Below are 22,948 nucleotides of genomic sequence, written 5' to 3'. Positions count from 1 at the left end.
CGCGTCCGCCCGTCGTGCCGCTGCCGGCGCCTTCCCGGGGAGCGGCGAGCGCCTCGTCCACCGCGCCCGCCAGACGGAGAGCGGCTTCCGCAGCTCGCTGATGACCCACGGACACCGGCTAGGAGGTCGACAATGACCGAGCAGACCATCACCGACCCGGCGGGCAGCGGCAACGGCGCCCCGGGGTTGTCCGGTCTCGACCTCGCCCAGGTCGCTCTCCAGCAGGCCCGGCCGGCCGCGAGAACCAACGGCGGCGGCGAGGCCCGCACGCCGCGTCGCCGGCATCCCGCTTCACGGTGGCGAGACGAGCGGGAGCCCAGCGGGTTCGCCGTCGTGCCCGCCGGGCTGATGGCCGACCCGAGCCTGGGAACTGCCCGCCACCGGCGGCAGCATCCTGGACCGCTGGCCCGACACCGCGGCCACCATCGCCCCGCGTCCGGCCCACCACGTCGCCGCCGTCACCTTCCATCCGGAGACCGGACATCGACGAAGGCTGCACGGCCTCGCCCGGCTACCGCAGCGCACTCGCCGCCCACCAGGCGGCGAAAAAACCTCCAACGGTCGATCCGGTGATCTGCGCAGCGGCAGAACGACAAATCAGAGATGGGCTCCGGGAACCGGAGAAGCTGTTCGGCAACCAGCACCGGACGCTTGGCGACCGACGGAACGGGTCGCCCGCTGGCGGGCTCGCACTCAGCGGGATCACCCCAGGTGGCCAGCGCAAGAGGGATCGGTCTCCTGTGCCCGGCCTGCGCAGTCATAGGCTGATCGCATGAGAACGCGCTCGTTGACCTATGGGCCCCCGATCATAGTGGTCCTCGTGTTCGGACTTACCTATGCCTGCGTGGTCGTCCCTTCAGGGCGGGAGGACCACGCCAAGCAGGCCGCGGTCGCACGAACCGCCACCGATCTCATGCACGCGCTCGGGCGAGGAGACGCCCCTGCGGCTTGTGCTCTGCTGTCGCGGCCCGCTGCCGAGACCTTGGCACTCCGCCAGAAGTCGTCCGGTTGTTCATCGGCCGTTACCTCCCTGGCGCGTTCCCTTACCGCCGAGCAGCGCGACTCGGTAGCCGCGATGGAACTATCCGACAAGCACGTCTCTCCCCGCAAAAAGGACCCACTGGTCCCCGTCAACCTGCCCGGCAACGCCTTCGGGTTTACCCGGTTCCTGGTCGCCAAGCAGGACGAGGAGTGGCGAGTCGTCAGCACCGACTGAAGCGTGTCGCAGAAACCTGTGATCGGGGCATTTTTTTCTTGGTCGCAGACTCAGGCAAGGGCAGCGACCAGCAGGGTGAAGGCGGCGATGACGGCGACGCGGACGTGATGGAGGCAGTCCCAGCAGGTCATCTGCCGCTTCCAGTCGGCGGGGCGGTTGTCAGGGGTCCACGTCGGCGCTCCGCACGGTGACCTCTGCCTCATAGCGCTGCATGGCCCACCCTGCGGTCTGGGGAGAGACCGACAGCAGCGCCCCTCTTCAGAGAGCGGATTCGGCACTCTGCCCGAGAAAGCGGATGGCGCTCCGCTGCTGATCTCGATCAGTCCAAGCGCATGAGCGGTGAGCAGGACTCGCCCCCTGCTGGCATCAGCCCTGCGGAAGCGCAGCAGGCCAGCAACACACCGTTCGCGCATGCCGCCATGAGATTCCGAGCCGCCCGTCGCCGGCTCCGTTTCACCACACGAGCCCCCTCTGTCACCGCGCAAGGTCACCTACCGTTGCGGGATAGCTCGGACATCAGCAGCGCTAAGCGGCTATTCACACCTTGATCAGGCCACCCGCCCAATACCCGCCCATCCAGCCCCTTAAGGGGTTAGGCAACCGCACGACCGTTGTTGAGGCGCGAAGGGCCCCTCAGTCGAACGGGCGGAGCGCGGGTGCGGTCTGTTGCGGCACGAGACCGCTCCTTGGGTTCTGCTCATGCCGAAGCAGAAGCGGGGCAGGAAGCAGCGCACGCTGCAAAAACGTGTTCCACGGAGTCCTTCGGTTCCGCGTCCGCGCGCTGCGGTTCCAGTGCTGCCAGGTGGCGGGCTGTCGCTGCGGGGGAGCATGGATGCGACGGCACGGATGCTGGAGCACGCGAAGCCGGACCAGATGGTGGAACTGGTGCTGCCGTATCTGTGGGTGTCCCTCGCTGACGGCCGCGCCCCGGCGAACATATGCGTGGACGCGTGCATGACGCTGCGGCACGCCTACGACCAGATGGGGGTGCGGGCGGAACTGCTCCCGGTAGACCTGGCGATCCAGAACCAGGAGGGAGGCGGTACCCGCTACGGATCGCTCACTCCGAGCTGGACGGGCGCTTCCTGGAACGGGCACTGTGTGCTGGTGCTGCCCGACTCCGGGCGGCTCGTGGACGCCACGGTGGAGCAGTTCGATGAGGTCCGCGAGATAGGGATGGGCCCGATGGTCGGCAAGGTGGCCCTGTCCATTGATGCGTCGCGGGACCGTTCTATGGTGGCGCCAGGAGCGCAGGTGGCGCTCCAGCGCGGGGATTTGATGCTGACGTATACGGTGGCCCGGCGGCGCTGGCCTCCATCGTGGAGCACCCGGAAGCGATCGCCCACGCCGATGGCCACCGGCGCACCGGGGTGAACGTCGCGTCCTTGACGTTGGTCGCCCTGCGCGGCGGGCGTACGCGGCCGGGCAGTGCAGACTCCCCACCCGAGGCTGCGGGCCCTGTTGCGGGCAGTGGGAACGGACAGGAGCGGTGGCTGCGGCTGGACGAGATTTCGCTGGCGCCGACTGTCCCGGCCGCCTGGCCACGCTCGTAGCGGTCGGGCGCATGGCCAAGGACTCTGGCGGTGGCGATCTGGGCCGCCCGTCCGGTGTCAGCGCAGAGGTCTCTGTTCATGGTCGGGCAGGACGAAGTGGGTGATCCGTCCGCCACCGCGTCCTGCTGCGGCTCGATCCGGTGGGATCGGCCGCAGTGGGCCGGCCGCGTGAGGACGTCATGGCCGAACCGCGGCGCAAGCTCGCCGACGGAGTGGCCTGTTGAGCCACGCGTTGCAGTCCGACGCCACCGAGAAAGCCCGCATCGAGCTGACCCGAGGAGAGCGGGCCGCCGTCGACAGCGTCCGCACGGCTCTGGAGGCCGAGGATCACAGCGCGAACGGCGCCCTCTCCATGGTCACTGGAGAGGGCGCCGGGTTGCGGGCCGTACGGCAGGACTAGGCGGCCGCCTTACGCTGTGACAGTGGCCTGCGCCTTTAGTGCCATGTGGCGGCGCTGCCCGTGCTGTTGGACATGTAGACCGGCTTCCCGCTGCCGCCCGCGGTGATGTACTGACCGCTGCGGCGCAGCTGGATCTTGCCGTTGCTCACGTTGAACCGCTGGTTGGCGTTGCCCTTGCAGGTCCAGATGACGGGGTTAGAGTTTCCGGCCGGCACGTCCAGGCACAGGCCGAGGTCATAGGAAGGGTGGAAGTACCATCCGCCTTCGCTTGCCCTCTCCATGCACCACCGCTGGTTGGAGCCACCGTTCCACTGCCAGGTGACGACCTTGGTGCCCTTGCCTCCGCCGCCTGCGGCGTCGAGGACCTCGCCGTTCGCCGCGTTCTTGTACGTGTTCTTCTGCTCGCACCGGTTGGCCGCGATCGCAGCGTGGCTGCCGGTTGCCTCGGTAGCGGCAGCGGCAGGAAGCACGCCCGCGGCGGCAAGTGATCCGGCCAATGCCAGGACTGGTATGTAGCGTTTCACGGACTCTGCCCTTCGTCGTGTTGTGCGGGAGGTGATGCCGCCGGCAGCGGAGAGTGCCACCCCTGCGATGGACGCGGCCGCTACAGCCGCTATTCGCACATGCATGAGCCCTCTCTTCTCCCGGCGACTCGAGCCAGGACGGCGAGGCGGACACGGAGCGCCGCTCTAATCCCCCGTCAGCGGCGCTCCGGGTCCCCCGTCCGCCTCGCCGAGCACCAAACGTGCCAGCGGAGCACTTGATGAACAGCCCGCTCCCATGGCTTCCATCAATCCCCAGCCGTTGTTCAGCACCCGGGTGAGTCCCGGAGGCACGGTCATCAACCGCTCTCGCGTGACCGGTTCCCGCCTTGGGCCAGCAGGTACGTGGTGCCTAGCGTGGGCTGGTCCGGTCCGCCGGAGCGGGCCGGGGCTGGGGAGGGGTGCGAGTGGGGCGCCGTGAGAAACCGATCGATCCGAACGCCGGTCCGGTGCAGCGGCTGGCAGCCGACCTCCGGCAGTTGCGGCAAGAAGCGGGCGGGATCACCTACCGCGAGATGGCCCAACGGGTCCCGTACTCGCCGACCGGACTGTCCGGAGCGGCGGCAGGAGACAGGTTGCCCTCTCTGGAGCTCACCCTCGCCTACGTCAAAGCCTGCGACGGAGACATCACCGAGTGGGAGCAACGCTGGCGCAAGGCCGCGGAGGAGTCAGCCGGTCAGATGCAGGTCGCTCCGGTCGGCCGGGAAGCGCCCTACCGGGGGCTGGCCCGGTACGAGCCGAAGGACCACGACCGGTTCTTCGGACGTGACCGTCTCATCGACGAGCTGTACCGGCAGGCATGGCGCACCGGGTCACCGTGATGATCGGGCCGTCGGGCAGCGGGAAGTCCTCTCTGCTGCGTGCCGGCCTCATTCCCCGGCTCCAGCATGCCGCCGAGCCCGGCCGCCGCCCGGCAGCGCTGCGCATCTTCACCCCCGGTGAGCGGCCCCTGCGCACGCACGTCGACGCCCTGCGCGCGGCTGACGGCCGGGGAGAGACGTGGCTGGTGGTGGACCAATTCGAAGAGGTCTTCACCCTCTGCCGCGACACCGCGGAACGGACGAAGTTCATCGACGCGCTGATGAGCGCCGAGGCTGCCGGCAGCAGGCTGCGCGTGGTTCTCAGCGTGCGTGCGGATTTCTACGGCCGCTGCCTCGAACACCCCGGGCTGACGGCGGCGCTGCGGCAGGCGAGCGTTCCCGTCGGCCCGATGAACGCGGCGGAACTGCGCGAGGTGATCACCAAGCCGGCCACGGCCGAGGGCTTGGTCGTCGAACGGGCTCTGACCGCCCGGCTCATCGAGGAGATCGAAGACGCCCCCGGCGGCCTGCCCCTGCTCTCCCACGCCCTGCAGGAGACCTGGCGCCGCCGGCGCGGCCGCGTCCTGTCCCTGGAAGCCTACGAAGCCCTCGGCGGCGTCCACGGCGCCATCGCCGCAACCGCGGAAGAAGTCTGCGAGTACCTCGCCCCGGAGCAGCAGGCCGCGGCTCGGCGCATCCTGCTCCGCCTGGTCCAGCCCGGTGAAGGCGCGCAGGACACCCGCCGCCCGGCCTCCCGTACCGAGCTCGATGCGGCGCCGGGATCCCCGGCGGCCCTGGTCCTCGAACACCTCACCCGCGCCCGCCTGGTCACCGTCGATGAGGACACCGTCGACCTCGCCCACGAAGCCGTCATCACCTCCTGGCCCCGACTACGGCGGTGGATCGAAACCGACCGCGAACGGCTGCGCCAGCACCGCCAGCTGACCGAGGCAGCCCGCAGCTGGCAGGACCTCGGTCGGGACCCCGGAGCGCTCTACCGGGGCAGCCGCCTCACCGCAGCCGAAGAAGCCTTCACCACGCCAGAACGGCAGGCGGAGCTCAACGCCCTGGAGACCGACTTCCTCACCCGCTCCACCGAGGCCCGAGACTACGAACAACGCATGACCGCGCGCACCACCCGAAGGCTGCGTGTGCTGGCATCGGCTCTCTCACTGCTGCTGGTCTTGGCCATCATCGCCGGGCTTGCCGCATGGCAGCAGAGCAGGAGTGTGGAACAACAACACGTTAGAGCCGAAGCGCGCAGGATCGCCGCCTTGGTACCAACAGTGCGCTACAAAGACCCCAGGATTGCCATGCGACTGGGCTTGGCCGCTTGGAGCCTGGACAAAGGGCCCGAGACCCGGTCCGCGCTACTCAGCGCCCTGGTACAGCGCGAAGAAAGTGTATTTACCGATCCTGACGACGACCCCCATGCAGCACGGTTTTTGGGACCTGACGGACGGACCATGATGAGTCTAGGCCGAGGAAAAACGACACAGTGGGATGTGCGCACTGGACGACGGATAGCCACCTTCAAAGGGCTCGGAAAGCATGTAGCCGACTTTCCTGAGGTTAACTTCCCGACTCGAAGGGTGATGCTGCTAACAAGAGGTGGGCTGGTGCCATGGGATCTCGTTAAAGGAAGGCCTGCAGGACCTGAAATTCCGCACGCTACCGGCAACTTCAGCGCCGACGGGTCCATCATCATTGCCCAGAGAGGGGTGGGAAGCCTGTGGTTGCAGGACACCCGAACCGGAAGGCATCTTTTCGAGCGGCACTCATCTACCCTCTCTTTCTTCGCCTCTGTTAGTGCAGATAACAAGTTGGTCGCAGTATGCGCCAACGACATTTTGGAAGTAAGACAGCTTGCAGGAGATCAGCGCCCTATCGCCCCGCATCTGTCCGGCGAGAAAAGGGCTTGCGCGAGTACCGGTTTTGAATTCAGCCCCGACGGCAGCCGCATTTTAATCACTTCAGGAATGGAAGGCAGCGGTTCCTGGAGTTTGCGGGATACGCAATCAGGAAAGGAGATCTGGAAGGTCGAACAGCAGGGCGCTAGAGGCCCCACTTTCAGCCCCGACGGGCGTTTTCTTGCAGCCATCGACAAGGAGTCGATCGCAGTATGGCGAGTGAAGGGGTCGACCACCCCCGTCTACCGGTACCCGCTGGTCAGCGAGCGCCCCTTCATCATGCAGTGGGACCTCAATAACCGGGTCCTCCGCTACTTGGGCGGGGCAACCGGAACTCTGACAAAAACCATTTCTTTGGAGGGCATCACCACGCCGGCCTGGCTTGAATCTCCGGTGGCCAAAGCCTCCATCAGACCAGATGCGCGCGCCCTGCTCACGGCCCAACGCTCAGGCCAGTCCTTTCGCTTCGAGCAGTTCGACCTCGGAGAGAAGCAAGAGTCAACCATGCTGCCAAGCATCAAGTGCCCCCGCGACGAACGCCCCGACCTAGGCATAGAAGAATGCATACCGATGACTGCGAGCAGCCCAGACGGACAAGCCGTCGCCTACGGTGTTAGTCAGGACGGTCACTGGCCCTCCGAGTCGGCCGCAGATGGCGATGCCAGAACAGAGGGTCCTCCGGCCATCACTCAGATCGCAGTAAAAAATTGGGGCTATAGCAATAAATCGACCCCTTTTGCAATCTCGAGCAATGATCCGACTATGAAAAAAGTAAGCGGCATAGCGCTCGCACCCGGCGGAAAATATGCATATATCGCAAGAGAGGGTCTACAGCCTGGCCGCAGCAATCTGCAGAAAATGGTTCCTCCGCAACTGACGGAAGTGTGGGATGCGTATCGCCGTCACAGAGTGAAATTGTTGCCGGATGTCGGCGGAGGCATCCTAGCCATCCGGCCGGATGGTCGAATGATGGTCACTTCCACAGATCAGGTCGTGTCCCTTCCGAGTGGAGCGAAGATCAACCGTCCTCTCGGTCAGAATGAAATCCGCTCCTTCGCCTTTAGTCCTGACGGGAAGCAACTAGCCGTCGGAGACGAGTCAGGTCAGGTGACGCTCTGGAACGGGGACGTCACCCGTTCGTTGGGAATCCTGCCCGGCACAGCCGACCGGGAGTCCCACGGAGGCATCGACCCTGCCACCGCGCTGGCCTTCTCCTCTGATGGAAACACTCTGGCTGTAGCAGGAAATTCCGGAACTATTCGACTCTGGGACCCGCGCTCCCAACAAGAAATCGGACTTCCTCTTCCCCTTGCCGACAAAACTGTGAGCTCCATGGCTTTTACCTCCGACGGCCGTACTTTGCGCGTAGCCGAAGAGCACGCCACGCAGTCATTTACCGTTGACCCGACAGAAGCTGTGGCCAGCATTTGCGCGCGGGCTGGCGGTTCCATAACACGACCTGAATGGGAAACCTACCTACCCAATGTGCCATATCGCCGCACCTGTTGACCGTCCCGACGAGGCCGCCGGGGGCGTGGAGGAGTCGGCCGGTCAAGTGCAGGTCACTGCGGCTGGCCAGGAGGCTCCGTACCGGACGCTGGCTCGTATGAGCCAAAGGGTCACGGCCGGCTCTTGAAGGGAACTCATGGATCAGGGTGCAGCTGTTGCGCTTGGAGCGGTTGTCGGCGTGGTTGGTACGACCGGTACCGCCCTGTTGACCTTGTGGGGCTTACGGTGGCAGACACGTCAGCACCAAAAAGCCGGTGTTGCACAGTGGAGACGGGGAGTCCGGCGCGATGCATACCTCACGTTCCTCGGTCACCAGCAAGCCGTGGCGCTCGCTGCCTGGGAGGTGATCGACGCCGCGAACCATCCGGATCCAGATATGACCGAGGTAGAGCGCACCGAAAGTCAGTACCGCAGACGGTGGTTTGACCTGCAGTACAATCGAGACGCCGTCGAACTAGAAGGCCCCGAGACCATTCTCGAAGAATTCGAAGCCATGCGACCAGCCGAAAACGCAGCAGTCAAGGCACTGATCGATGTGATTGCGGCGACCAAAGAATTCGCAACTTTTGAGGAACGTCTTCGATTGATGAGGGTCTACAACGAGCGAGCCCGTGAACTGAACGAGGCGGCGCGTCGTTTCCGCCAAGCGGCTCGAACTGTCTTGGATCTTCCAGTCCTGTGAACCGGTTCAAACCTGAGACCGCACGGTGGCTGGGCGAGCCTTTCCCTGGTGCCCGACGCCTCAGAGCGAAGAGGCGCCACACCACCGTCGTGGGGTGAGGCTGTTCCGCAGCAGCGCGATCGAGGTCGCCGGCATCAACCTCGACACGGCCAGGAAGCTCGGCGAGAGCGAGGCCCCCGCCCCGCGCCGCCGGACCCAAGTCGTGCAGCGCGAGGGTCGGGAGCCGGCCCGGTTCGCCACCGTGCTCCAGGGCCTGAGGACCGACCGGGCCTGGGACCTTCCGACCGCTGGCGACACCGTGCTGGACCGCTGGCCCGACATCGCGGCCGCCGTCGCCTTCCGCCCAGAGACCGGCCAGCTGGACCTGCGTCCCGACTCCCCGGCCTACGCCGCCCAACTCCGGCTGCTCGACGCCCGCGTCGTTCGCCGCAACGAATGATGCGGGCGGCGCGCAGGCGGCCCGCAGCATCCGGGTCTTGTCCGCCGACGCCGTCTCGGTGGAAACCGGGAGATGGCCTCGCCCGGCTTCCACCGCGCTCTCGCCGCGCGTCAGAAGACACCGCCGCCGCGCCGGGCCCACCACCGTCTTGAGGTGGTCAAGGAGCGCGTCAAAGTCCGAGTTCGAGTGCCCATGCTGTCTTGGTCCCCGCGCGGCGTTCGCTGGCACCTTGGAGCCCGTAGCCGGGCGACGCTGACCGGCGGGGCATCCGGATCTGTGGCTGTTGTGGGAAGGATGAAGCTGTCCGCGACGCCCGTCGGCTGGCGCCGATTCTGCCGGAAGAGTGGCCGGTGCCGGCCGAGTCATTAATGAGCTGGCTGCGCAGGCTGTGCCCCGTCTCGACCCTCGTCGGGCCATCGGTCACTCGCTTGCGAGTCACATCGAGGTGCGTCGTGGCGCCGTCCCGGTGAGGGATTCGACGCTGTCCCCCCTCCCGTCGGCGAACGCCTGGACAAGGCACGCATAGGTCGCCACCGCTGTTGGACAGGCTGGCCGCTGCACGTGCGGCCGCGGCCGCGCCGGCCGGGCCGCTGCCCATCGTGACACCGGCGGAGGCCCTTGGGGACAGCGGCTTGATGACGCAGGGAGCCGACCTTCGGGTTGGCCAGGTGAAGCTCGCAGGCCGGCGTCGTCCCGGGCAAGGACCGGGCGAGCCCCAATCCCGGACGGTGCGTCTACTCCTCGCTGACGATGCTTAGTTCTCACATCGAGAATGAAAATCACTACGGGGTGTATGGGTGCAATCACGCCAAGTGTGGCGCCCTACGTTCACTATCCTCCTCGCAGCGATCAAGTCGTCACTCAATGTCACGCAAGTCGCCCTCTTGTGCAGCCGGGACACCCGCCCTCAAGGTTCACCCAAACCGCAACGCTACGACAATTCCGCGGGATCTCTGACACCCCGCGATCGGCAGCGCGGCCGCCACGCTGCGTAAGGTCTGTACCGCGCGGGGTTTCAGCCTGGTAGGTGCTATGCCCCTGGGAGGGCGTTTTGCCGGGCCGGCGGCAGCGGGAATTTGGCATCTACACCTGTCTCGAAGTGATCAATGTAGTTGGCTCCGCAATCTATCGCCGATAGCTTTTCCGCTACTCGCTCCAACGATCAAGGGGCGGGAAATCCCGCGAGAGCCCGGAGGAATGCGTGACCCGCATAGCCAGAATCGCCACACTCGCCAGCACGGTCGCCATGACCGCAGCCAGCCTGGGAGCCGTTTCGACGGCTCCCGCCCTGGCGCAGGACAAGCCGACCGCCAGCGTTAAGGACTTCTTCGAGCCTGGCGCCAAGATACCTGCCAACGTTTTGAAGTCGGGTGCAAAGCTGACGATCAAGCGGAACGCCGGCTCCCCCAGCGTTGCTGCTCCGAGTGCGACGGGCGGCAAAACAGTCGACCTCGGCGAGTCCTGCGGCACGGACGTCATCCAGAAGACGAGCGGTCAGGGGAAGACCACTCTGGTTTTGACCGTCAGCAAGGGGGTGTCCGTCATGAAGAGCGGAAAGGGCGGCATCAACTGGGGTGCCGTGTCCGCCGAAGTCGGATTTAGCGTGACCCGAGAGTACAAAGTGGAAAACCAGACCCGCTTCGAGGTGCCCAAGGGCAAGTTTGGGACCATCGAGGCGTACCCGCTCTACCAGCACTACCAGGTCAACATGTATGGGGGTATCCAGATCTTCAAGCCGATCGGTGTGTGCTTCAATCAGTGGGCGAACTAAAGCTGTCATGTTGTGAGTGAAAGGTTGGCCCCATGGTGCGGGTATATCGGAAGCTAGCCGTCGGGACCATGCTTGCACTCTCTCTCGCTGCCTGTACGTCAGACAGCGAGAGAGGGGTCAACCCTCAACCCGCGACGCCTCAACCATCGACTCATACATTTCCTTCTTTGAGTCAGCTCAAGCCCATTAACTTGACTGATGCACCAAAAGACTTTCCCGCCGAAGACTCCAACGTAATAGGCGAGGTTCAAAAGGGAAGTCATCGCCTAGTGGCGTACATCAAGGATGGCTCTTGCGGTCTCCTCGTGGCCGACACACGGAAACCCGAGCGATCCATAATCGATATCACCTCGGCGTGGCCGAGAACAGATTCAGAAGGCAGCAAGCGGTACCCTGCCGGCCCCTACAGCTTCATCTCGGGTGCAGGATCGAACGAGCCGGAAACTTGGGCCTCTTTGGCCTGTAGCAAGACAGCGATGGTGATCGACTACTCCTCTCAGAGGCATGATGCCGCCTCCCGCCAAGAGGGGAATATTTCTGTCAAGGAAAGCCCGCAAGGAGCGTCGCCCCTGACCGTGGTTATCGGCTCCCCAGCAGCGCGCGAAACCATCCAGCGCCGGATATAGACCTTCCTCGTGGCGGCCCGGACGGATCTACCCCTGGTTCGCCTGCGCTGGTGTCCAGGGCCGCAGGCGCGAAGGGCGGCAAGCAGCGGACCTTCGGTCCCAGGCCGTACCCGCTGCACCGCGACACCGACGAACCACGGGCGCCGACCGGCGAGTCGAACGTGGGCCTCGTTGCGTCCCGGGGGCCGGCTGCACCGGGTGTGGGACCAGCTCGTCGCACACCCCAGAGCTCGGCACCGACTTTCGCGATCGGGCCATTCGGAACAGCGGGGCGAAAAACTGACCACCTCACTACCGGCGGTGCCTGGCGACGAGAACGGCGGCGCGCGGGTTCAGTGGGGCTCGTAGGGGACGAGGATGTAGTGGGTGAGCGCTGCCGACGAGCCGACGAGGTCCTCCAGAGCGCAGGTGTGGTCGCGCAGAGCCATCGGCACATGGAGCCGCTCCCAGGCAGCCACACCCTCGGAGCGACGGGCCCAGAGGTCCTCTAGCACGCTCGTTCCGCAGCCGGCCCCGTCCCCGACTCCGGGGCCTGCGGGGGACGGCGGTGCGGCCGGGGTACCGCCGCAGCCGATACCCCCCCCGCCCCGGCCCCGGCGGTGCCCGACACGGGCGATACGGTCGCGCTGCGCCGCCAGCTCGGCCGGCTGCACCAGGCGGTGGTAGGTGTCGCCGTCAGCCTGGATGTGCTGTTCGCGGTGGCGCTGCTGTACGTCCTGGTGTGCCACCCGCGGCTGGTGGCTCCCCTGGAGGCGTGGGGCGGCCTCCTCGGAGGCCTCGCGGGCATCGCCCTCTTGGTGGCCACCGTCGTCCGCCGCACGAACTGACGACCCCGGGCATGCGAAAGCCCCGCTAGCAGCCACGTGTGACGTCCTGTCACCGCTAGCGGGGCTTGTCCAGGGGAAATACCGCGATGTCAGCTACGTTCAGTGCTCGTCGAGGCAGTCGGCGAGGTGGCGGGCGGTGCGCGCGAGGACCTGCATGTAGGCCACGGCCGTCCACGGCTGCGGGCCCGGCGACGCCTGCAAGTCGCTGTCGACGCGGGTGAGGATGCAGTTCCAGCGGTGCCAGGCCACCGTGGACTTCGCCAGCGCGTCGCGGCGCTCCTCGGCATCGGCGCGCATCTCCTCCAGGTGCCCGCGCAGCGTCGCCGTCAGGTCGCGCACTTCGGTCATCGGCGGGAGGCCGGGGCGTTCTTGGAGAGCGCGGCGGACAGTGGCCCGGATCGTGATCAGATCCAGGGGTGGGATGTCGCCGGTCAGCATCGGGTCGACTTCGGCGGGGCGGGGGTGGGTCACGGGAGTCCTCCCTGGACGGCGCGGCGGGCGGGAACGGGGCGCGGCCGGGCCTCGACGGGGGCGGGGTCCGGTCGCACCGGCACCACCAGGGGCAGGAGGAGAAAGCGGCGGGTTGGGTCCGCCGGAGCCCCGGGTGGTGCCGACTCCCAGATAACGGCCGCGACCTGTGGGGTGGAAGGGCGGAAAGCCCTGTTCGTGCGCGCGGGGCACCGGGCGAATTGACCATGGCTTTACCGTTCGAGGGGTGGGCTTCGGTTCTACGGTGAGGAGGTGAAGACGCCCAACGCCCGGCTGGCGGACTGGCTGGCCAAGACGGGCATGTCACAGAGGGAGTTGGCCGACGCGGTCAACGACCGGATGCAAGCGACGGGCGGGCGCGGGGGCGTGACGGACCGGACGGTGCGCCGGTGGCTGTCCGGCGAAGTCCGCAGCCCGCAGGCGCGGCAGGCGCGGGCCCTGGCCGAGGTCGCCGGGCGTCCGCTGACGGACCTGGGGTTCGTGCCGCGCCGGCGCCGGGTGCAGGAGGTGGTGGACCCCATGAAACGCCGACAGTTTGTGATCACAACAGGCGTGGTGACGGCCGTCACCACCGCCGGGGTCAGCCCGGCCGTGCCCGGGGCGCGGGGGCCGCAGCCGCGGGTGGGGATGGGCGACGTCGACCGGCTCACGGCCCGGCTGGCGGACGTGGTGGCGGCGGACGACCGGTACGGCGGCACCGACCGCCTGGAGGCCCGTGCCGTCGCCCTGGCCCAGCAGGCCCTGGCCCTCCAGGAGCACGCCACCGTCTCCGCCCGCGTGAGGAACCGCCTCTACGCCCTGGCCGCGTCCTTCACCTCCTCGGCGCTGTGGGCGGCCACGGACGGCGGACGGCTGGAGGCCGCGCAGCGCCACCTCGACCGCGCGGTCATGCTCGCCGGCCTCTCCGGCGACAGCGGCGAGGTCTTCCGGGCGTGGGGGCACGCCGCCGCCCTGGCCCGGCACCTGGGGCGGCCCGGGGACGCCCTGGCGGCGGACGACGCCACCCGCGCCACGGCGATCACCCGCCGCGACCCGCTGTTCGCCTCCCTCGTCCACGCCCGCACCGCCATCCACCACGCCGACACCGGCGCCGCCACCGCCGCCCTGCGCAGCCTCGGCCATGCCGAGGACGCCCTGGCCCGCGCGCAGCCGGCGCCCCGGCCGCCGTGGGTGGAGTTCTACGACGCCGCCGAACTCCAGCTCCTGGCCGCCACTACGCACGGTGCGCTGGGCCGGTGGGCGGACGCCGAGGCCCACGCCCGTGTCGCCCTTGCCCAGATGCGCCCCCACCTGCTGCGCAACGCGTCGCTGACCCGCGCTCACCTGGCGCGCGCCCAGCTCGAACAGGGCGCCCTCGGGGAGGCGGTGGCGACGGCGGGCGCGGTGCCGCCGGCGGCCCGCCACGGCCGCACCGGCCGACTCCTGACCGCCTTCTCCGCTCGGCTGGAGTCCCTGGCCCCGGGCACGCCCGAGGCCCGTACCTGGGCCGCCGAGACCCGACAGAAGGGGACCACGTGAGCGTGGAGATAAAGAGCTATACCGATGTGAAGGCCGTCCGGGAGACGCTGCTGGAGGTGTTCGCCGACGTCTACGCGGCCGAGGCGGCGACGGACCCGTTTCACTCCGTCGACAGGTTCGCCGAGCGGCTGGACATGCACGCTTCCCGGCCCGGCTGGGAGGCCGTCGTGGCCTACGACGGCCGAGAGCCGGCGGGGTTCGCCTACGGCGTCCCGCTCGGCGCCGGCGGCCGGTGGTGGAGCCACATGCTCACCCCGCTTCCCGAGGGCTACGACCGGGAGGACGGCAAGAGGACCCTGGCCCTGAACGAGATCATGATCCGGCGGCCGTGGCGGGGCACCGGCCTGTCCACCCGCCTGCACGACGCGCTGCTGTCCGGGCGGACGGAGGAGCGGGTGACGCTCCTGGTGGACCCCGAGCACCCGAAGGTGGTCGAGCTGTACCGCTCCTGGGGGTACGAGGACGTCGGCTATCAGAAGCCGTTCCCCGACAGCCCCACGTTCCTGGCCATGACCCGCCCGCTGCGTGGGGACGACACGGCCGGCTCCGGTGCGTCCAGCGCCTGAGGCGCTGGACGCACCGGATTGGGCATGGTTGAGGGCCCCCGCGGGGTGAACAGCAGAGGGGCGCCGGGGCCTTCCCTCTGCGAGGGGCATCCTGGCCGGCGCGGCCTACCGTCGATTGGTGGCCTGATGGCTCGGCGTCATTTCAGGTGCCGGGTGAAGAACTGGGCCGCGTCCTCTCCCGCGAACTGCGGGACGCCGGTATGGCCGCCCATGTTGGCGTGGAGGGACTTCTCCCGGGAACCGAAGGCGTCGAACAGGTCCAGGGCCGCCTGCCGGTCGTTGCCTTCGTCGTCCCACTGCAGCAGGAGGTGCAACGGAATGGTGATCTGGCGGGCCTCCTCTAACATGGCGCGGGGTATGAAACTCCCGGCGAAGAGACCGGCGGCCACGATGTGCGGCTCGAACCGCCAGCCGGACGCCGATGGAGATCACTCCTCCCGAGTACCTGACCGGCCCGCCGATCCCGGGCAGCGACAAGAGGGCGTCCAAGGCGGCCTGCCATTCCGGGACTGCCTTGTCGACCAGCGGGAGGATGAGGGCGTCGATGATCTCGCCGGTGACCGGCTCGCCGGCCTCCATCGCCCGGCGCAGGTCGGTGGGGCCGCTCGGCGGCGGGGAGGCGGGGCCGCTCGCCGCTTCCAGGGAGCTCGATGGTGGCCGCGGCGAAACCATCCGCGACGGCGTGCCGGGCCCGCGCCACCAGCCGGGGGTACACCTTGCGCAGTCCGAGCGGCGGGGGGCCGAGCAGAATCAGCGGGGCTGGCGCGGATACGAGTAAGGGCGTCCACAGGATGCCGGTGACCTCACCGAGGGTGAATTCGCGCTCGAGGACACCGTCGTCGAGACGCCGTTCGGAAGTGAAGCGCACGGTCATGCCTTTCGGGAGAGCTCATGAACGGCGCTCCCCGACGACCTATCGCCCGACCGTGACCCCGCAGGAGAGCACCCATGCCGATATTGCGTTCACGGGTACCGCATCCTCGTTCTCTCGCGCGGCCTCCGGAAACGTAGCAGTGGACGCCGTGGTCCACCAACGAGTCTTGACGGAGCGCTCCGTGGCCGGATGCAGGGAGCTCCCCCCCCGGGGGGAGAGACACCGTGGCAGCGAGCGTGACAGCACATCTGCCGCCGGATTCGTGCCGCGGCTGGTGCGACGCTTGGCCGCACGTCGGTCACCTTCTCGGTCGGCGGCGGCCATTCCGCCCCCACCCCTGTCGATGTCCGGCGTGCCTTCGAGGTGCAGCCGGGCGGGCCGCCCGATGCTCTGCTGGGGCAGGCGGGCCGGAGGGCTATCCGTGGTCGCTGACCGGCTCGCCAGGGGGAGTGGGCAAGCAGACCGTTACGGTGCGCCTTCCGGAGGGCCGGGGCCTGGTCTGAGGAGTGGATGGCGATCCTTCGTGTGCCCGTCGAGCGCCCGGGAGCTCGTCCCGGCGAGTCACCGAACATGGGGATCAAGATCGCTCCGTTTCCGCGGCGGCATGTGCGCCGGGTGCCTCCCACAGACGCACTGTGCCGTCGCTGCAGCCGGTGGCCAGCAGGCGGCCGTCGTGGGAGAAGGTCACCGTGCACACGGAGCCGGAGTGGGTGAGGGGTTCACCGACCGGCTGTCTGGTGGCCGTGTCCCACAACTGCACTGTCCTTTTGAAGGTAATGGCGGTGGCCAGCAGACGGCCGTCAGGGGAGAACGCCACTGCCCGGATATGGTCGGTGTGGGTGAGACCGGTAAGGGATTCGCCTGCGGGTTTTTTGGTGTCCACGGTCCACAGCCGCACCGTCCCGTCGCTGCCTCCGGTGGCCAGCAGGCGACCGTCAGGGGAGAACGCCACCGTCTTCACGCTGCCGGTGTGAGAGATGAGGGGGGCACCGACCGGGTGCCGGGTGGCTGCCTTCCACAACTGCACTTCCCCGACGGCGCTGGCGGTGACCAGCAGGCGGCTGTCGGGCGAGAACGCCACCGCGTCCACCCCGCACCTCTCGTCGGTGAAAGTCTCGCCGGTGAAGGCCTGGCCGACGGGCCGTCGGGTGGCCACCTTCCACATCTGTACCTTCCCGCCGACGTCCGCGGCGGCCAGCAGACGGCCGTCGGGGGAGAACGCCACCGCATTCACGGTGTGGGTAAGGCCGGTCAGAGGCTCGCCGACGGGCTGTCGGGTGACGGCGTCCCACAGCCGCACGATCGTGGCATAGCCGCCAGTGGCCAGCAGGCGGCCGTCAGGGGAGAACGCCGCAGCGATCACGTCGCCGGTGTCGGCGGGACCGTCCCCGGCAGCCTCACCGGCGGCCTCCTTCGCCAACTGCACCGCACCGTCGTAACCGTCAACGACCAGCAGGCGCGCCTCAGGCGAGAACGCCATGCCCACCACGGGAGCGCCACGGCCAGGGAGCTCGGTGAGCAGCCTGTACTGCCGCGCGGGGGCAGGTGCCGCCGGCGGGCCGGCTGGAGAGACGGACGGGGCGGGGGACTCTCGGGCCGGTTGCGGCGACTGCGGCGCCGGGCGGTCGGCCGATGCTGGTGAGGCGGTGGTGTGCTGGAGGTGGAGGCGGGCGAGGGTCTGCCAGCGCTGCCGCCAGGGCTTCAGCGCGGAATCGTTCTCGCGCAGCGGTTTGCCCGTGGTCAACCGACCGTCCTCGTCCAGGGCCAGCAGCACGCGCACCACGTCGAGCAAGTGCTCCTGCCGGGGCAGCCCGTCGCCGGACAGAACTCTGCCGACGGTGGTGACGGCCAGCGCGTCGTTGCTGTACTCACGGATGGCACGCAAGGAGGGCCGACCCCGGGCGACCCGCAGATCTTCCAACGCGGCGTTAAGCGCTTCCCGCTCGACGGAAAAATCCCCGCCTGCCGATCCCGCACCCTCGGCACGCCCGCCGTGCAACCCCATGCGGCTCCCCCCGAAGTCGTCTTCGAAAAGCCACGATAGGGCGCCGGCCGGCCGCAGGGGCGGACATCGGCGAACACCTGCGGACAACGGCACTCACGCCCACCATGTCCGCGCACACAACCTCACCGTCCACGCCCGCCCTTGCTTGTCCATATCTCCTGGTCACCCACCAGCGAAAGTCCTTGACTGCACGTCATGACGCCTCAGCCACCGGAGAACCCGGCCCCCGTACCTGTCGGCCCCACCGGCCCCGATACGCCCGCCACCGCCCCGCGCCCCACCACCGCCGGTGACACATCCCCGCGTGCCTCGCTCGAAGACCTGGCCGCGCTGCTGGTCCTCCTGGCCGTCACCGCGTTGCTCTACACGCTGATCGGCCCCAGCGTCGGCATGGTCGCCGGCCTCGCCATCGGCCTGTTCACGACCTACCGCCGCACCAACACCCAGACCGTACCCCCACCCCACCCCACACCCCGCCCGACCAGGAACCACGATGACCTCTACTCCCACATGAACTCAGCCGATACTCCCTAAGGGGGGTGCGCTCCAGTCCCAATGGCCAGAACGGACCCCTTAGGCCTATTGGGCCCAATAGGTCTGACCGTGGTTGAACAGGCCTTTTTGGGGCACCGTCACTCTGAGACGGCGGCCGTCGCCTTGGTAAGACCGTCGAGATCATCGTCGGCGCACAGCAGCTTCACCGCGTACGACTGCGGTTCGTCCTCGAAAAAGTCCAACCGGATGGCGATGACATTGACTGCCTCGCCGATCCGCCTCTCGACGTCCTGGAGCCAGGATGCCGCCTGGCGCAGTGCCCTCGGCAAGTCGTCGGCGTCGAACTGCACCGGCCGGTACGGCACCCCCTGGATCCGGCCGTGCTCGCGCGTCGCGCTCCGGGGCGTAGGGGAGAGGGCTTCCGTCACGCAGTTGCTGTCGGCCCCGACCGGATCCCCCTGCAGCAACCCCGGTCCCGAGTCCCTCGTCTGCCGCAGCGCTCCACTCGTGTGCGCCGAGGTGAGGGGCATCGGGGTCATCAGCCGATCTCGAGGCACCCGCGGGAGCATCGGGGCAGGAAGTGGCGGTACCACGTTCCGTTCCTGAACGCGGTACCGCCACTGCTGGTCAGTGGGAGCGGCCGTGCCGGAACGAGTTGTACGCGGTGAACGGGTCCTCGCCGGTCTCGCCCCGGCGCCGGCGCTCGGCTTGGCAGGCGGTCCATGCCGCCTCGCCCTGGTGGGTCGACCGCCACGGGTACCGGTCCGATCACAGAACAACGATGGTAAAGAATCCACATCCTGGCCGGGAGCATGACGAGGGCTGTGGTCCAGTCGGTGGCGATGGCCTGCTGAGCGTCGCGGAGCTGTTCCTGGCCAGAGCAGATCGTGGCTCCGGCGGGCGGCGACGCGCCCCCTTGCCGCCCGCCGCTCACCCGCCCGTACGGGTACGCCACGCGTCGAACTCCCCGGGCGTCCTGACCCCGTGGTCGAGCACCGCGCGGTAGACGTCGTAGCCGGGGACGCGCTCGCCGGGCCGGGCGGCGAGCGCCCGCTTGATCCGCAGGATGCGGGCGCGGTGGAGTTCGGTCAGGCGCGGCGGCAGCGCACGGATGTGCGCGAGGTCGGGCTGGCGGTCGGGATCGTCGACGAACCAGATGTCGAGCGTCCACTCCCGCCCGGCCCCGGACCGGTACTCCACCCCCAGGTAGAGCCCGTCCGGGTACAGCGGGTCGGTGTTCCAGTGCCCGGTGTCGTCGCGGAAGCGGACCTGACGGACCCGGTCGTGCACCGCCAGCGCGGCGCCGACGCCCGCGACGGCCCGTTTCGCCCGGTCCCCCAGCCCGGGGCAGACCACGGTGACGTCGAGATCCGGGCGCACCATCAGCCCCAGCGCCGCGCTGCCCACGCGGACGGCCTCACCCAGCTCCGCCAGGAGTCCCGACAGGCCGAGGTCGTCCGCCACTTGGCCGGCCTCGGCCTGCAACGCCCTCTGTTCCTCGAACAGGTCATTCCACGCCCCCGGTGCGGCGAGCACCCGGCCCCCGCCGGCCTCGTCCGGCGACACCCCGCTCAGGACCACGCCCACCGCACGGCCCGCCCGGGCCTCCTCGACGGTACCGCCGGACGTCTCGATGTCCAGGACGGTGGCGGTGACCGCGCCCCCGGCCCCGACGATCTCGACGGCCGCGTTCCTGCGGAGTACCCCCTGCTCCACCGTTCCCGTGACGACCGTGCCCCGGCCGGTTCTCGTGGACGAGTCCTCAAGGGACATGAAGAGGGGCGCGGTTCCGTCCAGGGTCTCCTTGGGCGGTGTGTCCGGTGCGGCGGTCATGGCTCTCCCTCCGTGAGGTGATGCCGGCGGTGGCTCACACCGTACCCACGACGGGGGACGACCCGTCGCGCCGGTCCCGGGAAGCGGCCCGCCCTCTGACGCGGGCGCGACCGACAGGCCCTGGTAGCCGTCCCCGCCTGTCGTCTCCGCCGTGACCGCCCGCCGCCGCTCGCCGGAGCAGGCCTCCGGTGCCTGCCCGGCACTCGGCGGGACGATCTCGCGAGACCGCCTCGCCTCCCCGTTCCCGCGGGCCGTCACTCCCGCCGTACGGCCAACAACGCCGCGTCGTCTGCCAGTTCCCCGCCGGCGTACGCCAGCAGGTCCGCCACCAGACGGTCCACCAGCGGCCCCGGCGCGCTCTCGGACAGCGCGGCCAGCCGGCGCTCCAGCGGGTAGAACCGGCCCGCCGCGTCCCGCGCCTCCGTCACGCCGTCCGTGTACAGCAACAGCAGGTCGCCCCCGCCGAAAGTGAAGGCGGCCGGCCGGTACGAGCCCTCCGCCAGCTCGCGCAGGGCCAGCGGGGGGTCCGAGCCCGCGTCCAGGGCGCCCACCGCGTCCACCCGGCCGTCCCGGCGGACCAGCGGCGGGAGATGGCCGCAGTTCACCAGCTCCACGGTCTCCCCGGTGCGCGGGACCGTCAGCAGCGCGGCGGTCACGAACTCCTCGCCCACCCCGCGCCGCCGCACCACCGCGTCCAGCCGCCGGGCCACCGCCCCCAGCTCGGCCTCCACCTGCGCGGCCTCCCGGAACGCCCCCAGCACGTCCGCCGCCGTCTCGACCGCCCCCAGCCCCTTGCCCCGGACGTCCCCGATGAGCAGCCGCACCCCGAACGGCGTGGTCAGCACCTCGTACAGGTCACCGCCCACCTGCGCGTCCGCTGCCGCGGCCAGGTAGCGCACCGCGACCCGCAGCCCGCCCACCCGCTCCGGCACCGGCCGCAACAGTGCCTGCTGCGCCGCCGTGGCGACCGAACGCGACCGCAGCAGCTCCCGTTCGCGGGTGGCCACCAGCACCACGTTCGCCGTGCTGATGCAGGTGAGGGCGAGCACCGTGAAGGCCGCCGTCAGATGGAGGGCGGCCGGCACCTCCGGATCCGCGAGCGTCAGCGGGGCCACCAGGAGCAGCGCCACCACACCGGTCAGCAACGGCACCCGGGCCCGCCGCGCCCCGATGCTCGCCAGCACCGGAGCGGTCCCCAGCACGGGCGAGAACGTCAGCCGGGGGTCCGAGGCGAGGTCGACGCCCACCGCGGCGGCCAGCAGGACGTACGCGGCGACGACGAGCAGGCGCGCCGGGCGGGGGAGGGCCGGCACCGGGTGCGGGCCGGCGGTACCGGGGGCTCGCTTCATGGCTGTCTCCACCCTAGGGGCCGCCGGTCCGCCCGCAACCCGGCCGCCGCCGGGACACCCCGGGCTCGCCACCGCCGGCTCGGAACACGGCGGAACACGACGGAACACGACGGAACACGACGGAACACGACGGAAGGGGAACGGGCACCGATCACCGCCGTACTCCTCCGGGGCCGGCGCCCGCGAAGAGGAGCCGCGAAGAGGAGCGCCGCGCCGCGTCGGCGCGGCGGTGCGCACGGTCAGCGCGCGGGCGTCCCCGCCAGCTCCGCGGAGATCGTCCTGGCGGTGTCCCGCAGTGCCTCCTCGCAGGTCCGGGACGGCGCGCCCGCCGGGGCCAGCAGCCGCCGGGGGCCGGTCAGGCAGAGCGCGGCCGCGTGCCGGACGCCGTCGGGGCAGCAGACGGACGTGGCCAGCCGGGCGTCGTCCGGGCCCGGCCCCTCCTCGTAGACGCAGCGCGCGTCGCACGGGCCGGTGAGCACCCGGGCCGGGGCGCTCGAACGCGGCAGGACCTCCCCGGTCACCAGCCGCTGCGGGCTGCCGTCCGGCCGGAACACATGGTGGATGAGCTGCGCGCCCTCGGGGTGCGCCACGGCGAGCTGGACGCCCGCGCCGGTGCGCGCGGCGAGGGCGTCGGCCCAGTTCATGGCCGCGGCGCGGATGTCGTTGCAGTCCCGCTCCGCCGGTCCCCTCCGCGGGCGGAGCGGCTCCCCGGGGCGGCAGGTGCCGGAGCCGGTGTCGTACTCGACCAGCCCTTCCGCGCGCAGGCCGCTGATCAGGTCGCCGACGGTGCGGTCCGGCAGCCCGAGGGCGGCGGCCAGCCGGCGGAAGGGCACACCGCGTTCGGGTTCGCGGGCCAGGAGCTTCAGCGCGGCGGCGGCGCTGCCGACGGGGGCTCGGTACCGGGACATCGCGATTCTCCGTTCCGTGGGGTTCGCGGGTTCGGCTCCGGTGGGACGGACGGTCGCGGGCCTCCGAGGCGGCATCCCCGCCGTGCCGGGCGTACCGCCGGAGACCGGGCCGTCGCGCCACCGGGACCGTCCACGCTAGACCGGGACCTGCCGCGTACCGGTCCGCCGGCCGGAGGGCCGGCCGGGGGAACCCTCCGTCCCCCGGCCGGGGGACAAAGGCCGCTGGCATAGAGTCGGAGGCATGGTTGCAGGAGACGCAGGAGACGCGGTCCCCGTCCGCGTCGACACCTGGATCTGGTCGGTACGGCTCACCAAGACCCGCTCGCTGGCCGCGGCGGCCTGCCGTGCGGGACACGTCAAGGTCAACGGGGAGCGCGCCAAACCCGCACTGCCGCTGAAGACCGGTGACGAGGTACGGCTCTTCCACGCCGGGCGGGAGCGGATCGTCGTCGTCTCCCGACTGGTCCGCAAGCGGGTGGGCGCCCCGGTGGCCGCCGAGTGCTACGTCGACAACAGCCCGCCGGCCCCGCCGCGCGAGGTGGTGGCCGTGATGGGAGTACGCGACCGTGGGGCGGGGCGGCCGACCAAGCGGGAGCGCCGGGAGATGGAGCAGCTCCGCGGCCGTCCCTGAGGCCG

At 69.4% G+C, this 22,948-nt stretch carries 22 protein-coding genes and 2 pseudogenes; 14 read left to right on the top strand and 10 right to left on the bottom strand.

The features are described 5' to 3' along the window. Positions 1-1,075 precede the first annotated feature (1,075 nt). Positions 1,076-1,216, top strand: a complete 141-nt coding sequence (locus ACZ6X9_RS23000; protein ID WP_469779865.1) for a hypothetical protein — start codon at positions 1,076-1,078, stop codon at positions 1,214-1,216. Positions 1,217-1,266: 50 nt separating this feature from the next. Here ACZ6X9_RS23000 and ACZ6X9_RS22995 read toward each other — a convergent pair. Continuing rightward, positions 1,267-1,389 (bottom strand): annotated as a pseudogene (locus ACZ6X9_RS22995) (DUF1772 domain-containing protein); the annotation flags it as partial. Positions 1,390-2,044: 655 nt separating this feature from the next. Here ACZ6X9_RS22995 and ACZ6X9_RS22990 point away from each other — a divergent pair. Both ACZ6X9_RS22990 and ACZ6X9_RS22985 read left to right on the top strand, forming a co-directional pair. Then, positions 2,045-2,590 carry a hypothetical protein gene (locus ACZ6X9_RS22990; RefSeq protein ID WP_469779864.1) on the top strand — a complete coding sequence of 182 codons (546 nt, stop codon included), beginning with the start codon at positions 2,045-2,047 and terminating at the stop codon, positions 2,588-2,590. A 399-nt stretch (positions 2,591-2,989) separates the two neighbouring features. Further along, a complete protein-coding gene (locus ACZ6X9_RS22985) occupies positions 2,990-3,169 on the top strand; it encodes a hypothetical protein (RefSeq protein ID WP_469779863.1) in 180 nt (59 codons plus the stop codon). Positions 3,170-3,204: 35 nt separating this feature from the next. Here ACZ6X9_RS22985 and ACZ6X9_RS22980 read toward each other — a convergent pair whose 3' ends face one another. After that, the gene (locus ACZ6X9_RS22980) at positions 3,205-3,693 is read right to left on the bottom strand and encodes an RICIN domain-containing protein (RefSeq protein ID WP_469779862.1); all 489 of its coding nucleotides are present in this window, start codon (positions 3,691-3,693) and stop codon (positions 3,205-3,207) included. Between the two features lie 425 nt (positions 3,694-4,118). Here ACZ6X9_RS22980 and ACZ6X9_RS22975 point away from each other — a divergent pair, with 425 nt between their 5' ends. The 6 genes from ACZ6X9_RS22975 (at position 4,119) to ACZ6X9_RS22950 (ending at position 11,448) form a co-directional block, all read left to right on the top strand. After that, the gene (locus ACZ6X9_RS22975; RefSeq protein WP_469779861.1) at positions 4,119-4,532 is read left to right on the top strand and encodes a helix-turn-helix domain-containing protein; all 414 of its coding nucleotides are present in this window, start codon (positions 4,119-4,121) and stop codon (positions 4,530-4,532) included. Beyond that, a complete protein-coding gene (locus ACZ6X9_RS22970) occupies positions 4,511-7,930 on the top strand; it encodes an nSTAND1 domain-containing NTPase (RefSeq protein WP_469779860.1) in 3,420 nt (1,139 codons plus the stop codon). The genes ACZ6X9_RS22975 and ACZ6X9_RS22970 overlap by 22 nt, the downstream gene beginning before the upstream one ends. Positions 7,931-8,066: 136 nt before the next feature. Further along, a complete protein-coding gene (locus ACZ6X9_RS22965; protein WP_469779859.1) occupies positions 8,067-8,612 on the top strand; it encodes a hypothetical protein in 546 nt (181 codons plus the stop codon). Positions 8,613-8,706: 94 nt separating this feature from the next. Beyond that, complete coding sequence (locus ACZ6X9_RS22960; RefSeq protein WP_469779858.1) at positions 8,707-9,051, top strand: DciA family protein; 345 nt, start codon at positions 8,707-8,709, stop codon at positions 9,049-9,051. A 1,201-nt stretch (positions 9,052-10,252) separates the two neighbouring features. Then, positions 10,253-10,822 (top strand): hypothetical protein, encoded by a 570-nt coding sequence (locus tag ACZ6X9_RS22955; protein WP_469779857.1) that lies wholly within the window; start codon positions 10,253-10,255, stop codon positions 10,820-10,822. A gap of 167 nt (positions 10,823-10,989) precedes the next feature. After that, entirely contained in the window at positions 10,990-11,448 is a 459-nt protein-coding gene (locus tag ACZ6X9_RS22950; RefSeq protein ID WP_469779856.1) for a hypothetical protein, read from the top strand. Between the two features lie 332 nt (positions 11,449-11,780). Here the strand turns inward: ACZ6X9_RS22950 and ACZ6X9_RS22945 are convergent, their stop codons facing one another. Next, entirely contained in the window at positions 11,781-11,942 is a 162-nt protein-coding gene (locus ACZ6X9_RS22945; RefSeq protein WP_469779855.1) for a hypothetical protein, read from the bottom strand. Between the two features lie 105 nt (positions 11,943-12,047). Here ACZ6X9_RS22945 and ACZ6X9_RS22940 point away from each other — a divergent pair, with 105 nt between their 5' ends. Further along, entirely contained in the window at positions 12,048-12,275 is a 228-nt protein-coding gene (locus ACZ6X9_RS22940; protein ID WP_469779854.1) for a hypothetical protein, read from the top strand. Positions 12,276-12,374: 99 nt separating this feature from the next. On the opposite strand, the gene ACZ6X9_RS22935 is transcribed toward ACZ6X9_RS22940, so the two are convergent. Further along, positions 12,375-12,746: a DUF6415 family natural product biosynthesis protein gene (locus tag ACZ6X9_RS22935; RefSeq protein WP_469779853.1), complete on the bottom strand. Its 372-nt coding sequence runs from the start codon at positions 12,744-12,746 to the stop codon at positions 12,375-12,377. A 270-nt stretch (positions 12,747-13,016) separates the two neighbouring features. Between ACZ6X9_RS22935 and ACZ6X9_RS22930 the strand changes: the two genes are divergently transcribed. Further along, a complete protein-coding gene (locus ACZ6X9_RS22930) occupies positions 13,017-14,282 on the top strand; it encodes a helix-turn-helix transcriptional regulator (RefSeq protein WP_469779852.1) in 1,266 nt (421 codons plus the stop codon). Then, positions 14,279-14,848 carry a GNAT family N-acetyltransferase gene (locus ACZ6X9_RS22925; RefSeq protein WP_469779851.1) on the top strand — a complete coding sequence of 190 codons (570 nt, stop codon included), beginning with the start codon at positions 14,279-14,281 and terminating at the stop codon, positions 14,846-14,848. Before ACZ6X9_RS22930 ends, ACZ6X9_RS22925 begins: the two co-directional genes overlap by 4 nt. Before the next feature lie 137 nt (positions 14,849-14,985). Here ACZ6X9_RS22925 and ACZ6X9_RS22920 read toward each other — a convergent pair. Together ACZ6X9_RS22920 and ACZ6X9_RS22915 are read right to left on the bottom strand one after the other, a co-directional pair. Continuing rightward, positions 14,986-15,716 (bottom strand): annotated as a pseudogene (locus ACZ6X9_RS22920) (alpha/beta hydrolase). A gap of 583 nt (positions 15,717-16,299) precedes the next feature. Continuing rightward, positions 16,300-17,727: a WD40 repeat domain-containing protein gene (locus ACZ6X9_RS22915; RefSeq protein ID WP_469779850.1), complete on the bottom strand. Its 1,428-nt coding sequence runs from the start codon at positions 17,725-17,727 to the stop codon at positions 16,300-16,302. Between the two features lie 195 nt (positions 17,728-17,922). Between ACZ6X9_RS22915 and ACZ6X9_RS22910 the strand changes: the two genes are divergently transcribed. After that, a complete protein-coding gene (locus tag ACZ6X9_RS22910) occupies positions 17,923-18,261 on the top strand; it encodes a hypothetical protein (protein ID WP_469779849.1) in 339 nt (112 codons plus the stop codon). A gap of 98 nt (positions 18,262-18,359) precedes the next feature. Here ACZ6X9_RS22910 and ACZ6X9_RS22905 read toward each other — a convergent pair whose 3' ends face one another. The 4 genes from ACZ6X9_RS22905 to ACZ6X9_RS22890 form a co-directional block, all read right to left on the bottom strand. Next, entirely contained in the window at positions 18,360-18,761 is a 402-nt protein-coding gene (locus ACZ6X9_RS22905; protein ID WP_469779848.1) for a hypothetical protein, read from the bottom strand. A 391-nt stretch (positions 18,762-19,152) separates the two neighbouring features. Further along, positions 19,153-20,055 carry an EF-Tu/IF-2/RF-3 family GTPase gene (locus tag ACZ6X9_RS22900; protein ID WP_469779847.1) on the bottom strand — a complete coding sequence of 301 codons (903 nt, stop codon included), beginning with the start codon at positions 20,053-20,055 and terminating at the stop codon, positions 19,153-19,155. Positions 20,056-20,309: 254 nt separating this feature from the next. Further along, complete coding sequence (locus tag ACZ6X9_RS22895) at positions 20,310-21,404, bottom strand: PP2C family protein-serine/threonine phosphatase (RefSeq protein WP_469779846.1); 1,095 nt, start codon at positions 21,402-21,404, stop codon at positions 20,310-20,312. 239 nt (positions 21,405-21,643) lie between these two features. After that, positions 21,644-22,312 (bottom strand): helix-turn-helix domain-containing protein, encoded by a 669-nt coding sequence (locus ACZ6X9_RS22890; RefSeq protein WP_469779845.1) that lies wholly within the window; start codon positions 22,310-22,312, stop codon positions 21,644-21,646. A gap of 241 nt (positions 22,313-22,553) precedes the next feature. On the opposite strand from ACZ6X9_RS22890, the gene ACZ6X9_RS22885 reads away from it, so the two are divergent. Continuing rightward, positions 22,554-22,943 (top strand): RNA-binding S4 domain-containing protein, encoded by a 390-nt coding sequence (locus ACZ6X9_RS22885; protein WP_469779844.1) that lies wholly within the window; start codon positions 22,554-22,556, stop codon positions 22,941-22,943. Positions 22,944-22,948: the final 5 nt, after the last annotated feature.

Source organism: Streptomyces sp. NPDC052910 (assembly GCF_055585605.1).
Note: the sequence above shows the minus strand (reverse complement) of the source record. Positions and strands in the feature narration are given on the sequence as shown.

Bases quoted from the DNA above. Each gene is read 5' to 3' on its own strand.
- ACZ6X9_RS23000 (WP_469779865.1), top strand. From the start codon at position 1,076: ATGGAACTATCCGACAAGCACGTCTCTCCCCGCAAAAAGGACCCACTG.
- ACZ6X9_RS22900 (WP_469779847.1), bottom strand. From the start codon at position 20,055: ATGACCGCCGCACCGGACACACCGCCCAAGGAGACCCTGGACGGAACC.
- ACZ6X9_RS22910 (WP_469779849.1), top strand. From the start codon at position 17,923: ATGACGCCTCAGCCACCGGAGAACCCGGCCCCCGTACCTGTCGGCCCC.
- ACZ6X9_RS22970 (WP_469779860.1), top strand. From the start codon at position 4,511: ATGGCGCACCGGGTCACCGTGATGATCGGGCCGTCGGGCAGCGGGAAG.
- ACZ6X9_RS22915 (WP_469779850.1), bottom strand. From the start codon at position 17,727: ATGGGGTTGCACGGCGGGCGTGCCGAGGGTGCGGGATCGGCAGGCGGG.
- ACZ6X9_RS22965 (WP_469779859.1), top strand. From the start codon at position 8,067: ATGGATCAGGGTGCAGCTGTTGCGCTTGGAGCGGTTGTCGGCGTGGTT.
- ACZ6X9_RS22885 (WP_469779844.1), top strand. From the start codon at position 22,554: ATGGTTGCAGGAGACGCAGGAGACGCGGTCCCCGTCCGCGTCGACACC.
- ACZ6X9_RS22895 (WP_469779846.1), bottom strand. From the start codon at position 21,404: ATGAAGCGAGCCCCCGGTACCGCCGGCCCGCACCCGGTGCCGGCCCTC.
- ACZ6X9_RS22905 (WP_469779848.1), bottom strand. From the start codon at position 18,761: ATGACCCCGATGCCCCTCACCTCGGCGCACACGAGTGGAGCGCTGCGG.
- ACZ6X9_RS22890 (WP_469779845.1), bottom strand. From the start codon at position 22,312: ATGTCCCGGTACCGAGCCCCCGTCGGCAGCGCCGCCGCCGCGCTGAAG.
- ACZ6X9_RS22990 (WP_469779864.1), top strand. From the start codon at position 2,045: ATGGATGCGACGGCACGGATGCTGGAGCACGCGAAGCCGGACCAGATG.